This is a genomic window from Phyllobacterium sp. GQ127, assembly GCF_059758635.1.
The window spans coordinates 191,869-205,148 of sequence record NZ_JCAXDZ010000003.1; the positions used below are offsets into that span (position 1 = coordinate 191,869).

Sequence of the window (13,280 nt, forward strand, 5' to 3'; positions counted from 1 at the left end):
TGGTATCATTTATGCGGCACAAGACTGCGCCAATCAAGGCCGCAGCGTAAACTTTGCCAGACGCAGATCTGCTGACACCGATATGTCAGCAGGCGTGAGTTTGCTGCTGCTGCTTCATTGCATGTCCAGTCGAACCCGGCTCTAATTGTTTTGGATATACGACAGATGGAACAACCAGAATGATATCTCCATACCGGCTGGGGCTGATATTTGTAACGGCTTCTGCAATCGCCTGGAGCCTTGCCGGATTGTTCACCCAAATCATACCCCTGGACAGTTGGACCATCCTGTCGTGGCGAGGCATATTTGGTGCTATCGGCCTTGCCGTGGTGATCTTGATCACCGAGCGCGGCAAGCATTGGAAAGAAATCTTCCGTATCGGCAAGCCGGGCTGGCTCTTTGTAATTGTGTCGGGCATCTGCATGGTCTTCTTTATAAATGCACTCAAGGAAACCACCGTTGCCCATGTGGCGGTAATCTACGCGACAATTCCTTTCTGTGCGGCGACGCTAGCTTGGCTCGTTATGGGCGAGCAGCCGGAAATCCGCGCGATAGTGGCCAGCTTGGCCGCGCTCGCTGGTGTGGTCATCATGGTCGGCTTGGGCACGGAAGGTACACTCTTCGGCGATCTTCTTGCTTTTGGCATGACGTTGGGAATGGCAGTCCTCATGATTATTGTCCGCCGTCATCCAGATATCGCCGTCATGCCTGCAACTTGTCTATCTGCCCTGTTCAGTTCTGTCATATGCTGGCCGTTTGGCGATGCTCTTGCAGTATCCCATCAGAATCTGCTGCTGATCGCCCTCTTTGGGCTGATGGTGTCCGCGGTTGGCGTTGCTCTCTTCGCGCTCGGCGCCAAGCATCTTCCACCCATTGAAACAGCCCTTATCGGCTCGCTGGACGCGCCACTCGCTCCGCTCTGGATATGGATCGCATTCGGAGAAATACCGGGCAGCAGCACCTTGATTGGCGGCAGCATTGTCTTTGGCGCTGTCATGCTTCACATCATTTTCAACGCGTCGAAAAGCAAGCCAGCACCCATTCTAAGTTGAGCATCCCTGCTCTCAACGGTTGACGACTGGCCGCTCTCCGGTCATTCCTGAAGCATATCCTACTTGGTGCCAACCGGCGCCTCAGCGTACTGGCAGACAATAATGGCCGCGACCAACATTTCCTTCGCCCGCTCTACCTTGATCATGCTCACCGTGGGGGTTCTTATCCTGCTCGGTATCGTTGCCTCGACGATCTGGCTGGTTACCGAAAGCCGCCAGCGCTTCGATAATGTTGTCGCTGCGCGCAGCATTCGCAGCAACTCAGCCGATCTTCTCTCAACCATGCAGGATGCCGAAACAGGTCAGCGGGGCTATCTTCTCTCTCAAGAGGACAGTTTTCTAAACCCCTATAAAACCGCATTGGCAACCCTTACCGCACGGCAGGAGGCACTGGAGCGAAGCGTTAAAAACAGCCCGAAATTTGCCGCCCGCCTGCCGGAGTTGAACAGGCTCATCACGCTGAAGACAGAAGAAATGAACCGGACATTGGAGCTTGCCGGTAGCGGCAAGACAGCCGAAGCCATTGGCATCGTTCGTGCAGGCTCCGGGCAGAGGTCAATGGACGGCATCCGGGAATTGTTAAGTGCGCTCATGGTCGAGTCTGAGCTTGACCTCCAGCGCGGAATGGACGAGCAGTCCAGTGCGATCGCGGCATTGCAACGGGCGACAATAGTGGGCGCAGTAGCCATTGTGGCTGTACTTGGCGGCGCGATCTTTATTATTTTCCAGCATGTCCGCGACCTGTCGACGGCACGCCGCGAGGTTGAACTTCTCAATACCAGCCTTGAGGAACGCGTCAATGAGCGCACCGAAGACCTCATTCGGGCCAATCAGGAAATCCAGCGATTTGCCTATATTGTTACCCATGACCTGCGCGCGCCGCTCGTCAATATCATGGGCTTCACCAGCGAACTTGAAACCTCTCTCAAGGCGATCCAGGGCTATATTCTGAACGACGGCGAGCCATTGACTGAAGAAGACGCAAAACTTGCACGGATCGCAGCCAGCGAAGATTTGCCGGAAGCCATTTCCTTTATCAGGTCATCAACGAAGAAAATGGATGGGTTAATCAACGCGATCCTTAAAATCTCCCGCGATGGCCGCCGTGAATTGAAGCCGGAGCCAATCGATCTCAAGGCCCTGCTGGAAGTGAGCGCAGCCAGCATAAACCACCAGATCGCTGAACTGGACGGCAAGGTGGATATCTCTGGTAAAATGCCAAAGATCACAACTGACAGGCTGTCTCTTGAGCAGATTTTTGGAAACCTGTTCGACAATGCCGTTAAATATGCCAGCCCGGACCGACGACTGGAATTATCAGTCCGCGCCTATAATGACGGATACAAATTCATACGCGTAGACGTTTCCGATAATGGACGCGGCATTTCCGAAGACGACCTTGAACGTGTCTTCGAACTATTCCGGCGTTCGGGCCAGCAGGACAAGCCAGGGGAAGGTATAGGACTTGCCCATGTACGCTCTCTTATCCGAAAGCTTGGCGGCGATATCTTCGTAAAATCAACATTTGGAAAAGGCAGCACCTTTGTGCTACGGCTTCCCTCGGATTTGACTAAAGTAGTAGGAGTTTAGCGGCGTGCAAGGTACTGGCAAAGAAGTCACTATCGTTATGATCGAAGATGATGAAGGTCACGCACGCCTCATCGAAAAGAATGTTCGGCGTGCTGGCGTCAACAATCCGATTGTTCCCTTTTCCGACGGCAATTCCGCGCTCGATTTCATTTTGGGCAAGGAGCGTACCGGCGAAGGAAACAAGAATAATTATCTTCTTATCCTGCTGGATCTCAACCTGCCCGATATGTCTGGCATTGATATTCTGGAGAAAATAAAGAGCAATCCGCATACCAAGCGGTTGCCCGTGGTTATTTTGACGACAACCGATGATGAAGGCGAGATCCAACGCTGTTACGACCTCGGGGCGAATGTCTATATAACCAAACCAGTTGAATATGACAGTTTTGCCAATGCCATCCGGCAGTTGGGTCTATTCTTCTCCGTCATGCAAATTCCTTGATCGATCCGAAAATCATGCCGGGCAAAATTCTCTATGTTGATGATGATCCAGCGCTCGTTCGTCTGGTGCAAAAAGCGCTGGGTCGTTCGGGTTTCGAGATCGTTCATGCCGATAATGTTGCTACCGGGCTGGAAATACTCGGCCAGGGCGACATCGACGTAATTGTCCTTGATCATTATTTGCAAACCACGACTGGCACCGAATTTCTGAAAATACTGCGCGAGAACGGGATAACTGTTCCTGTTGTTTACGTGACAGGGTCGAGTGAAGCGAAGATCGCCGTTGATGCCCTGAAGGCGGGCGCTGCCGATTATGTCATAAAGACAGTCGGCGAAGAGTTTATGCCCTTGCTTGAAAGCGCCGTAGCGCAGGCTATTGCAACTGCGGAATTACGCCGTGACCGTGAGCGGGCCGATATGGAAATTCTACGCGGCAAGGAACGTGCCGAGGTACTGCTTGCCGAAGTCAATCATCGTGTCGGCAACAGCCTTGCTCTCGTTGCGGCCCTGATACGATTGCAAATTTCAAGCATCGACAATGAGGAAGTCAAGCACGCGCTGACCGAGGCGCAAGCACGCATCACGGCCATTGGCGGGATGCATCGCAGTCTCTACAGTTCCGATGATGTGCGCCAGGTCGAGATGGACAAATACCTCGCCAGCCTCACCTCGGAACTTCGCAGTTCGTTGGAACACGCTGATCGTAAACTTGTGATTTCGCTCGATGTGCAAGACATCCGGCTTTCGTCGGATCAGGCTGTATCTGTTGGCATGGTGGTAACGGAACTGGTCACAAATGCCTATAAATACGCGTATCCCGGAACCAATGACGGTGAGATCAGAATATCGTTTCTTCGCTCCGGAGACGACAAGGCAGTGCTGGCTGTCGAAGATGATGGCGTTGGCTTGAAACAAGGCGACCAGCCAAAGGGCACTGGACTTGGCACCCGCATCGTCAAGGCCATGGCTGCAAGTCTCGGTACTAAAATAGATTACACTGCACGCGATAAGGGAACGCGGGCCGAAATGGCCGTCAACGCTGCTGGCTGATCGAAACGCTCGGATTCCGTCATTGCATCGTGCAAATCCATGGGTTAACTCTGTACTCCGCAAAAGCCCCACTGATATCCGCAAAGGAACTGTGGGCGGCAATAGCGCAGCAAATTCGAGGATCTGCGTAACTGATATGGGAGGGGCCTGAATGTCACCGTTGCTGACTGTCACCGGTTGGATCGACGAACTCAGTCGTCGGATAGGTATTGTTGCGATTTATTTCGTTCTCTTTGCCTCATTGGTTTGTGCGTTTAATGCCTTCTTGCGCTACAGCATCGGAGGCCTGATCTGGCTGGAACAGAATGTGGGCGGTGCCGGGCTTTTCCGCGGAATTCTGGGCGTTTATGGACGCAATTCCAATTCGCTTTCCGAGGCGCAATGGTACCTTTTTGCCGGAATGGTCATGTTAGGCGGCGCTTGGACCTTCAAGCTGAATGAACATGTCCGCGTCGACCTCGTTTATGGTTCGGTCAGCGAAAGAACCAGAACATGGATCGATCTTCTCGGTGGGATCTTCTTTTTGCTGCCGATCTGCGCCTTGATGATCTACTTCACCTGGCCGTGGTTTGTTCTTTCATGGGTCACCAATGAAGCATCGTCAAATTCTGGCGGCCTGCCACTTTGGCCGGTCAAGCTCAGCCTGCCCGTAGGATTTGCGCTCGTGGGCCTTCAGGGCATCTCGGAAATAATCAAATGCTATCTCGCCCTCACATCCGATTACGTGCGTGAATTCGCCTACGAGAAGCCTGTTCAATGATAACATTTTTTGCTGATAATCTTGCCCCGTTGATGTTCTTCGGGCTGATCATCTTTATGGTGATCGGCTATCCTGCCGCCTTCTCTCTTGCAGCTGTTGGCCTGTTTTTCGGGTTCATCGCCATCGAGATGGGGGCTATCGGTCCGGACTTCCTTGGAAATCTAACCTATCAGATGTTTTCGGTGCTCTCCAACGAGTTGCTCCTCGCTATCCCATTCTTTACCTTCATGGGCGTGATTCTCGAACGATGCGGCCTTGCCGAAGATTTGCTCGATGGTTTCGGACAATTATTCGGCGGCGTACGCGGCGGCCTTTCCTATGCGGTCATCCTTGTCGGCGCCATCCTTGGCGCAATCACCGGCACGGTGGCTGCCTCTGTCATCGCCATGGGCCTCATATCGCTGCCTGTCATGGCTAAATATGGCTATAATATCCGGCATGCCACGGGTGTCATCGCGGCATCCGGAACAATAACACAGCTCATTCCACCGTCGCTCGTCCTGATCGTTCTTGCTGACCAGCTCGGCAAGTCGCCGGGTGACATGTATATCGGCGCCACTGGGGCCAGCATCGTTCAAGTTCTGTTGTTTGCCGGTTGGGTATTCATCCTCAGCATTATCAAGCCACATTACGTTCCCGCACTTCCTCCGGAAGCTCGCACCCTGCGCGGCTGGCCGCTATTTGTTCGTTGTGCACGCGGCATGATCCCCTCGCTCGCCCTTATCTTCATCGTTCTCGGCACCATTTTCATGGGCCTTGCTACGCCGACAGAAGCTGGCGCGATGGGCGTTGTTGGCGCCATGCTCATGGCTTGGCTGAACAGCCGCCTCACATGGAAACTCGTCTATGAAGCAATGACCATGACCATGCGGCTAACCGCCATGGTTGTTTTCATCCTACTCGGCGCGCGCGTTTTCAGCCTGGTTTTCCAGGGTGTGGGCGGCAGTCACTGGATCGAAGGTATGCTGACATCCTTGCCTGGCGGTGTTGTCGGCTTCCTCATCTTCGTCAATATCTTTATCTTCGTCATCGCGTTTTTCCTGGATTTCTTTGAAATCGCCTTCATCATTATTCCGCTTTTGGCCCCCGCCGCCAGCGCATTGGGCATCGATCTGATCTGGTTCGGCGTCATGATCTGCGCCAACATGCAGACCAGCTTCATGCACCCGCCATTCGGCTTTGCACTGTTCTACCTGCGAGGTATTGCACCCAAATCAATCAAGACCAGCGATATTTATATGGGCGCAATCCCATGGCTGGTGCTGCAATTGATTCTGGTTGGCCTCCTCATTGCCTTCCCCGGCATGGTGACCTATTTCCTTGATCCTGCTGTGGCCGTGGATATGGAGAACTTCAAGATCGAGCTGCCCAATGCGCCAGCGAATGATCTTGGCAACGCACCATCATTTGACCTCGGCCAGCCACCCTCGTTCAAATGATTGCTATAAATCGGCGAAGTATAAATTTCGCCGATTTAACCTTCCGCAAATTTTCTGCTGAGGAAACGGGAGCTCTTCGCGCCAAACCGCCAAGGCGTTTCCGCGCCCTTTGTGATGCCGATACGCGGTCCGATGCTTAGTTCAATCGGATCCGCGCGCTGTTCCAGAGAAAAGGGCGCTTCCAGAATAGGCAAACCATCGTGGGACTTGGTAACACCGAGAGCCTGCGCAACCCTGCCCGGCCCCGAGCACAATAGTCGTGGATTGTCGGTTGACCGCCTCTCACTCATCGTCTCCATACCCAGCAAAGGCTCCAATGCTCTGATCAAAACTGCGGAGCCGGGCAGGCAGACAATATTCAGGCACCAATGAATGCCGTATGATCGGTAGACATAGGCGTTTCCCGCTGGCCCGAACATTGCCTTGTTGGAAGGGCCAGGGCCTCTGAAACTATGCGATGCCGGGTCGTCTTGCGTATAGGCTTCAGTCTCGACAATCCGTCCGCCGACACCATGAAGAAAGAGCTTCGCGCCAATAAGATCTCTTGAAACTGTAACCGCGTCACGTTGAAAGAACTCCGGCGTAATCATCGCACCTCCTTTAAATTAGCCGCCACAATTTTCATCCTTCAACGCTTTGAAAAAATTTAAGAGCACTTGTAGGAGATATTACCCATGGTTCGTCCTTGAGGCACTACATCACACTCAAAAGGACGAACGAAGATGGAAAATATCGCATATGCCGGCAACATTTCCGGCAAGAGCCTGTGGGTTGGCCGTATCCTCAGCGGCATTTTTATACTGTTCATGATCTTTGATGGCGGCATCAAGCTCGTACCACTGGATATTGTTATCCAGACAAGCGCTGAAATCGGGCTTCCAACCACGGTGGCATTCGCGCGCGGCCTTGGTATCTTGGGTTTGGTCTGTACCGCTCTCTATGCCTGGCCGCGCACTTCCATACTGGGTGCGATCCTGCTCACAGGCTATCTCGGCGGCGCAATCCTCACACAATTGCGCATTGGCAATCCGCTGTTTACGCATCTGTTCTTCGGCGTTTATCTTGGCCTGATCATGTGGGGAGGTCTTTATCTGCGTGACCGTCGCCTTCGGGCTCTTATCCCATTCAATTAGGAGTGGCGCAAACTTTCGATCGCGTCAGAAATCGGACTTCCCGGCCATTATCCAGCGAGAACATTCCGCCGCGGCCGGGAACCACATCAATAATAAGCTCGGTATGCTTCCAGACATCATATTGCGACGCGCTGATATAAACCGGCGCACCGCCAATCTCACCAAGCTTCACATCATTATCGCCGATGATAAAGTCACCCTGCGCATAGCACATGGGCGATGAGCCATCGCAACAGCCTCCAGATTGGTGAAACAGGATCGGCCCATATTCCGATTGCAAGGTTGCGATCAATTCAAGCGCAGCAGGCGTGGCGCTCACCTTGTCTTCAACTCTCTCCTCCATGTTTCCCATACCTTCTATTGCCAATCCTTGGGTAAAACCTTTTGGAAACTCAACCTGGCGAGCCGAGATGCCCGCCAGGTTGAATTATGGGTTTTTAGAAGAAGCCGAGTTTCTTTGGACTATAGCTTACCAGCATATTCTTGGTTTGCTGATAGTGATCAAGCATCTTCAGGTGGTTTTCACGGCCGATGCCCGATTGCTTATATCCGCCAAACGCGGCATGAGCCGGATAGGCGTGATAACAATTGGTCCAGACGCGACCGGCCTGAATGGCGCGGCCAAAGCGGTAGCACCTGTTAGCATCACGACTCCAAATGCCTGCGCCGAGGCCGTAAAGCGTATCATTGGCGATAGACAGGGCCTCGTCATCATCTTTGAACGTCGTCACTGAAACGACAGGGCCAAAGATTTCTTCCTGGAAAATCCGCATCCGGTTATGACCCTTGAACACGGTCGGATGCACGTAATACCCCCCGGCAAGATCGCCGGACAGAACATTGCGTTCGCCGCCGATAAGAACCTCAGCGCCTTCCTGTTTGCCAATGTCCATATATGACAGGATTTTTTCCAGCTGTTCACTGGATGCCTGCGCACCAATCATGGTCGCTGGATCAAGCGGATCGCCCTGTACGATGGCTTCCACGCGCTTAAGGGCACGCTCCATGAAACGATCATAGATTGACTCGTGAATGAGCGCGCGGCTCGGGCAGGTACAGACCTCGCCCTGGTTAAGCGCAAACATGACGAAACCCTCGATGGCCTTGTCAAAGAAGTCATCATCCTCAGCCACCACATCCTTGAAGAATATATTTGGTGACTTGCCGCCCAGCTCCAGCGTAACGGGAATAAGGTTCTGGCTGGCATATTGCATGATCAGACGACCCGTCGTGGTCTCGCCGGTAAAGGCGATCTTGGCAATGCGCGGGCTCGACGCGAGCGGTTTTCCTGCTTCCAGACCAAAACCATTGACGATGTTGAGAACACCCGGCGGCAGGATATCGGCAATCAGTTCCGCAAGTACCAGAATGGAGGCCGGGGTCTGCTCGGCAGGTTTAAGCACCACGCAATTGCCCGCCGCCAATGCCGGGGCGAGTTTCCACACAGCCATCAATATTGGGAAATTCCACGGAATGATCTGTCCGACAACACCGAGCGGTTCGTGGAAGTGATAGGCCACAGTATCGTGGTCAATCTCTGAAATTCCGCCTTCCTGCGCACGGATGGCACCGGCAAAATAGCGGAAGTGATCGATTGCAAGCGGCATGTCGGCTGCCGTCGTTTCGCGGATTGGTTTGCCATTGTCCCAGGTTTCAGCCTGCGCCAACACAGCAAGATTATCTTCCATTACCTGTGCAATCTTGTTGAGCATGACGCTGCGCTCAGCGGCACTTGTCCGGCCCCAGGCATCCTTTGCAGCATGAGCGGCGTCCAACGCGGCCTCCACATCGCTGGCATCAGACCGGGCAATTTCGCACAGCACCTGCCCGTTGACCGGCGATGTATTCTCGAAGTAACGGCCTGCCTTCGGCTCGACGAATTTCCCGCCAATGAAGTTGCCGTAGCGTTTCTTGAAGTTGGGTTTGACGGTTCGGTTGAATTCTACCTTGTTCATTGAACTTCCTCCCTGAAGCAACGCGTCAGGGTAAGGACCGGACGCATTGCACGATTTCCATACCGCCTCCTCGCGGCATATTCAGAGGATCGCGCTTTACACCTTGAGTGTCATCCCTGGCAGGCAAAGCGAATGCAGGATTTGTCGCAATATTGAGACACATGAAAGTCTCAGTTCAAGCCAAGCCGTTTAAGCTTGCGATGCAGGGTAGCCCTGCTCATGCCCATCATGTTCGCGGCAATGGAAACATTGCCATCTGCTTTTCGCAGAACTCGCTGGATCACGCTGCGTTCGGCGGCTGCAAATCCTCGTTCCGCATCGGTATCCTGCCCGAGCAGATTCGCCGCCGGCAACGGACTGTTCAAGCTTTCGTCAGTCAGCCCGAGAAGTGCACGCGCCGAACGCGATGCGCCAACCACAAGATCATCCTCGTCCACTGCAATCAATGCGTTCAAAGCCCGGTCATGGCCGCGTTCGCTACCCTGTGCCATGACGATGCGCGCTTTGGGAAAGGCCAATCGGAAATTTTCCGCTTCCACCCGCCGGGCGGCATCCACCACAGCCATGGCAATGAGTTTGACAAAGCCCTCGGTCAGATCGGAACGTGCCGACGATACGTCAATCGCCGCCATCAGCCGCCCGCGATGATCGAAAATCGGTGCTACAGTACAAGAAAGCGCTGTGTTGCGACTGCGGAAATGCTGGTCGCGGTGGATCGTCAGGGCACGTTGTTCAGCCAGCGCTGTGCCAATGCCATTGGTGCCCTCGCACTCTTCGCTCCAGACTGCGCCCGTCCAAAGTCCCGCCTTGCAAAAGGTGGCATCATCGCCCTCATAGCCCCGGCGATCGACTGGAACACCATTCTTGTCCGCTAAAAGGACACAACATCCCGCACCACCCACCGCCGAATAAAGCCGGTCGAGTGCGATTTCTGCGGTTTCTATGAGAGATCCCAGCTCTTCACGCGCTTCACGCAATTCCTGATCGGTCAGCATGTTTGGCGGCGTGCCCTCATCAGGCTTCAAGCCGTAGAGACGCATTGAACGCCCCCAGGATGCAACAACCGCTGACTGCGCGGCAGCGTCACCTGTCACGGCAGATTGGATATGCTCGGCATGTAAGCCGTCATCCTGCGTTCCCATGGTCCTCCTCCGAAGTCCATGTACAGGGTGACGCCTGTTCTCGCCTACGTCAAGTCACCTATTGATGGCGGCAACCGGGGCTGCTCTACCGACGCGATTTAAAGGCGTAGGTCCAAAACGCCCCCGGTTATAATCGCAGCTATTCTCCAATCTCGTCATATGACCTTTTCAGCAAATATGTATCCATGATCCAGCCCTTTTGCGTGCGCGCAACATTTCGCAACCGCTCAATATCGTCAACGACATCGCGCAGCTTGCCGGACATGAGAATCTCGTCTTCCGTTCCTATGTAAGCACCCCAATAAATATCGACATCTTCATCAATTGCCTTGAACGCGCCCTCGCCATCGAGCATCACAATCACGCTTTCCGAATTGTTCGGAAAACCTTCGGCAAGCTTGCGCCCGGTGGTTATCGTAATGGACTCGCCGATTCGATTGAGCACAACCTTATGCTTTGCCGTGAGCGCCTGAATGCTGGTAATGCCGGGAATGACATCATAGTCCAGTTCGAAATTGCCCTTTGCGTTCAGTCTGTCGAGAATGCGGATCGTGCTGTCATAAAGCGATGGATCACCCCAGACGAGGAATGCGCCGCATTCATCATCGCCCAGTTCCTCCATCAGCAGATGCTCATAGGTTGCCTCCACCTTATCATGCCAGTCATTGACACTCGCACGATAGGTCGAGGAAGGCTTCTGGCGCAGCGGTGTTTCAAAATCCACCATGCGATAGTTTGGGTCGGTAATGAACCGCTCGCAAATTTCCCGGCGGATACGCGATAGCTGCTCTTTCTCGGCACCCTTATCCGGAATGAAAAATACATCCACCTGATTGAGCGCATTGACTGCCTGTATGGTCACGTAGTCTGGGTTGCCCGCGCCAATTCCGATGATGAGCACTTTGCGTTTCACTGGGGCACACGCGAGGCCGACGATAGTTCCGACCTTTGACTCTCTTCGATCAAAGCACAGAACAGTTCGTGGAGGCGTTTTGCCCCCACATGTTTTCCGGCATAGGCCTCAAGCTTTATAATCTCCTGGCTTGCAGCTGCAACGATATTGGTGCCGCGAGGCCGGGAGAGCAGCCAGGCAAAAAACACGTCTTCCGGCACAGTTGCCGCGTTGACCGATTGTGGGTTGCTATATTGATTTGTATTGGCGCCGAGTATCATGCTTAACCCCGATTGTTGGGGACAAGGGTCAAGCGCGAAGATTGCAGATAGTCAGCCTGCGGCAAACCATTGCAAGCGACACACCGGGACACCCCGCCCGTGGACGTTCATCATGTTTCGGCAGGTCTCCTGGCTCACAGGTCAGTATTGCTGTCTGGCCTTCCCGGGAAATCCCAGTGACCTTTTGCCTGAACGAATTCAAGCGACAGCAACTCGCTGTTTACAGTTGCGGGGGCAGCGCCGGCATTGGTGAATATCACTTCACCGGCTTCCCTCTTAGCTCCCGGCTTTGCAGCACGGGGAGAACCGGAACACTCTTATAAGAACCCAGCCCACCTATTGAGGTCAACAGGGCAGGCGTAAATTTATCGGGGGGAAACCGGTAAACGGCTGAATGCGGCGTATCACCAATAGAAAATGGCGCAGGCTGGTGCCCGCGCCATTCCAAACTATTCAAACAAGATCAAGCGGCGAGAACTTCTTCCGCATCTTCCGGCACTTCAGAAATTGTCCGCAGGATTTGCGACGCGATCTGGTAGGGGTCGCCCTGCGAATTCGGACGGCGATCTTCAAGATAACCGCGATAGCCATTGTTTACAAAGCTGTGCGGAACGCGGATTGATGCACCGCGATCAGCAATGCCGTAGCTGAACTGGTGGATCGACTGGGTTTCATGCTTGCCGGTAAGGCGCATATGATTGTCCGGTCCATATACGGCGATATGGGCAGCGCAATTCTGCTCAAATGCCGCCATGACCTTTTCGAAGTAATCCTTGCCGCCGACTTCACGCATATAGGTGGTGGAGAAGTTGGCATGCATGCCCGAACCATTCCAATCAGTATCGCCGAGCGGCTTGCAATGATATTCGATATCGATGCCGTATTTCTCAGTCAGGCGCTGCAGGAGATAGCGTGCAATCCAGACCTCATCGGCAGCCTTCTTGGAACCTTTTCCGAAAATCTGGAATTCCCACTGGCCTTTTGCCACTTCAGCATTGATGCCTTCATGGTTGATGCCGGCATTCAGGCAGATATCGAGATGTTCTTCAACGATCTTGCGGGCGATATCGCCAACATTGCTGTAGCCAACGCCTGTATAATATGGGCCCTGCGGCGCAGGAAAACCTGTCTCAGGGAAGCCGAGCGGGCGGCCGTTCTTGTAGAAGAAATATTCCTGTTCGAAGCCGAACCATGCGCCGTCATCATCAAGAACTGTTGCGCGGGTGTTGGAAGGATGCGGTGTCTTGCCATCGGGCATCATGACTTCGCACATGACGAGAACGCCATTCTTGCGTTCACTGTCCGGATAAAGAGAAACAGGCTTCAATACGCAATCCGAGCTTTTGCCCTCTGCCTGCATTGTCGAGCTTCCATCGAAGCCCCAAAGCGGCAATTGTTCCAGCGTCGGAAATACGTCGAATTCCTTGATCAGCGTCTTACCGCGAAGATTTGGCGAAGGGACATAACCGTCGAGCCAGATATATTCGAGTTTATATTTTGCCATTCCGTTTCTCTCATATTTTATTGTGCAGACCGGTTGCGAGG

Annotated in this window: 14 protein-coding genes and 1 riboswitch; of the genes, 7 read left to right on the forward strand and 7 right to left on the reverse strand. The window is 53.5% G+C overall.

All coding sequences use genetic code 11. From position 1 onward, the window contains the following. The first annotated feature begins 179 nt into the window (after positions 1 to 179). The 6 genes from AC6CHM_RS12935 to AC6CHM_RS12960 all read left to right on the forward strand — a co-directional run bounded on the left by AC6CHM_RS12935 (position 180) and on the right by AC6CHM_RS12960 (position 6,332). The gene (locus tag AC6CHM_RS12935; RefSeq protein WP_498173441.1) at positions 180 to 1,052 is read left to right on the forward strand and encodes a DMT family transporter; all 873 of its coding nucleotides are present in this window, start codon (positions 180 to 182) and stop codon (positions 1,050 to 1,052) included. Positions 1,053 to 1,154: 102 nt separating this feature from the next. Beyond that, a complete protein-coding gene (locus AC6CHM_RS12940) occupies positions 1,155 to 2,642 on the forward strand; it encodes a sensor histidine kinase (protein ID WP_498173443.1) in 1,488 nt (495 codons plus the stop codon). Between the two features lie 4 nt (positions 2,643 to 2,646). Next, positions 2,647 to 3,084, forward strand: coding sequence for a response regulator (locus AC6CHM_RS12945; protein ID WP_115054177.1), 438 nt, complete (start codon positions 2,647 to 2,649; stop codon positions 3,082 to 3,084). Beyond that, complete coding sequence (locus AC6CHM_RS12950) at positions 3,081 to 4,133, forward strand: response regulator (protein ID WP_307280762.1); 1,053 nt, start codon at positions 3,081 to 3,083, stop codon at positions 4,131 to 4,133. Before AC6CHM_RS12945 ends, AC6CHM_RS12950 begins: the two co-directional genes overlap by 4 nt. 151 nt (positions 4,134 to 4,284) lie before the next feature. Continuing rightward, positions 4,285 to 4,893, forward strand: coding sequence for a TRAP transporter small permease subunit (locus AC6CHM_RS12955; RefSeq protein ID WP_115054176.1), 609 nt, complete (start codon positions 4,285 to 4,287; stop codon positions 4,891 to 4,893). Further along, positions 4,890 to 6,332, forward strand: coding sequence for a TRAP transporter large permease (locus tag AC6CHM_RS12960; RefSeq protein WP_115054175.1), 1,443 nt, complete (start codon positions 4,890 to 4,892; stop codon positions 6,330 to 6,332). The genes AC6CHM_RS12955 and AC6CHM_RS12960 overlap by 4 nt, the downstream gene beginning before the upstream one ends. A 35-nt stretch (positions 6,333 to 6,367) precedes the next feature. On the opposite strand, the gene AC6CHM_RS12965 is transcribed toward AC6CHM_RS12960, so the two are convergent. After that, positions 6,368 to 6,922, reverse strand: coding sequence for a DNA-3-methyladenine glycosylase (locus AC6CHM_RS12965; protein ID WP_307280770.1), 555 nt, complete (start codon positions 6,920 to 6,922; stop codon positions 6,368 to 6,370). 132 nt (positions 6,923 to 7,054) lie between these two features. Between AC6CHM_RS12965 and AC6CHM_RS12970 the strand changes: the two genes are divergently transcribed. Continuing rightward, positions 7,055 to 7,465, forward strand: coding sequence for a DoxX family protein (locus AC6CHM_RS12970; protein WP_307280773.1), 411 nt, complete (start codon positions 7,055 to 7,057; stop codon positions 7,463 to 7,465). On the opposite strand, the gene AC6CHM_RS12975 is transcribed toward AC6CHM_RS12970, so the two are convergent. The 6 genes from AC6CHM_RS12975 to AC6CHM_RS13000 form a co-directional block, all read right to left on the reverse strand. Then, positions 7,458 to 7,808 carry a DUF779 domain-containing protein gene (locus AC6CHM_RS12975; protein WP_460897140.1) on the reverse strand — a complete coding sequence of 117 codons (351 nt, stop codon included), beginning with the start codon at positions 7,806 to 7,808 and terminating at the stop codon, positions 7,458 to 7,460. The two genes, AC6CHM_RS12970 and AC6CHM_RS12975, sit on opposite strands and share 8 nt — an antisense overlap. A gap of 94 nt (positions 7,809 to 7,902) precedes the next feature. Next, positions 7,903 to 9,420 carry an aldehyde dehydrogenase gene (gene adh, locus AC6CHM_RS12980; RefSeq protein ID WP_115054171.1) on the reverse strand — a complete coding sequence of 506 codons (1,518 nt, stop codon included), beginning with the start codon at positions 9,418 to 9,420 and terminating at the stop codon, positions 7,903 to 7,905. A gap of 170 nt (positions 9,421 to 9,590) precedes the next feature. Further along, positions 9,591 to 10,562, reverse strand: coding sequence for a GAF domain-containing protein (locus AC6CHM_RS12985; RefSeq protein ID WP_307280781.1), 972 nt, complete (start codon positions 10,560 to 10,562; stop codon positions 9,591 to 9,593). Between the two features lie 139 nt (positions 10,563 to 10,701). Continuing rightward, complete coding sequence (gene cobF, locus AC6CHM_RS12990) at positions 10,702 to 11,475, reverse strand: precorrin-6A synthase (deacetylating) (protein WP_498173448.1); 774 nt, start codon at positions 11,473 to 11,475, stop codon at positions 10,702 to 10,704. Further along, entirely contained in the window at positions 11,472 to 11,735 is a 264-nt protein-coding gene (locus AC6CHM_RS12995) for a hypothetical protein (RefSeq protein WP_498173450.1), read from the reverse strand. Before AC6CHM_RS12995 ends, cobF begins: the two co-directional genes overlap by 4 nt. A 102-nt stretch (positions 11,736 to 11,837) precedes the next feature. Continuing rightward, a riboswitch (cobalamin riboswitch) is annotated at positions 11,838 to 12,061 on the reverse strand. A gap of 137 nt (positions 12,062 to 12,198) precedes the next feature. Continuing rightward, positions 12,199 to 13,239 (reverse strand): glutamine synthetase beta-grasp domain-containing protein, encoded by a 1,041-nt coding sequence (locus AC6CHM_RS13000; RefSeq protein ID WP_115054167.1) that lies wholly within the window; start codon positions 13,237 to 13,239, stop codon positions 12,199 to 12,201. Positions 13,240 to 13,280: the final 41 nt, after the last annotated feature.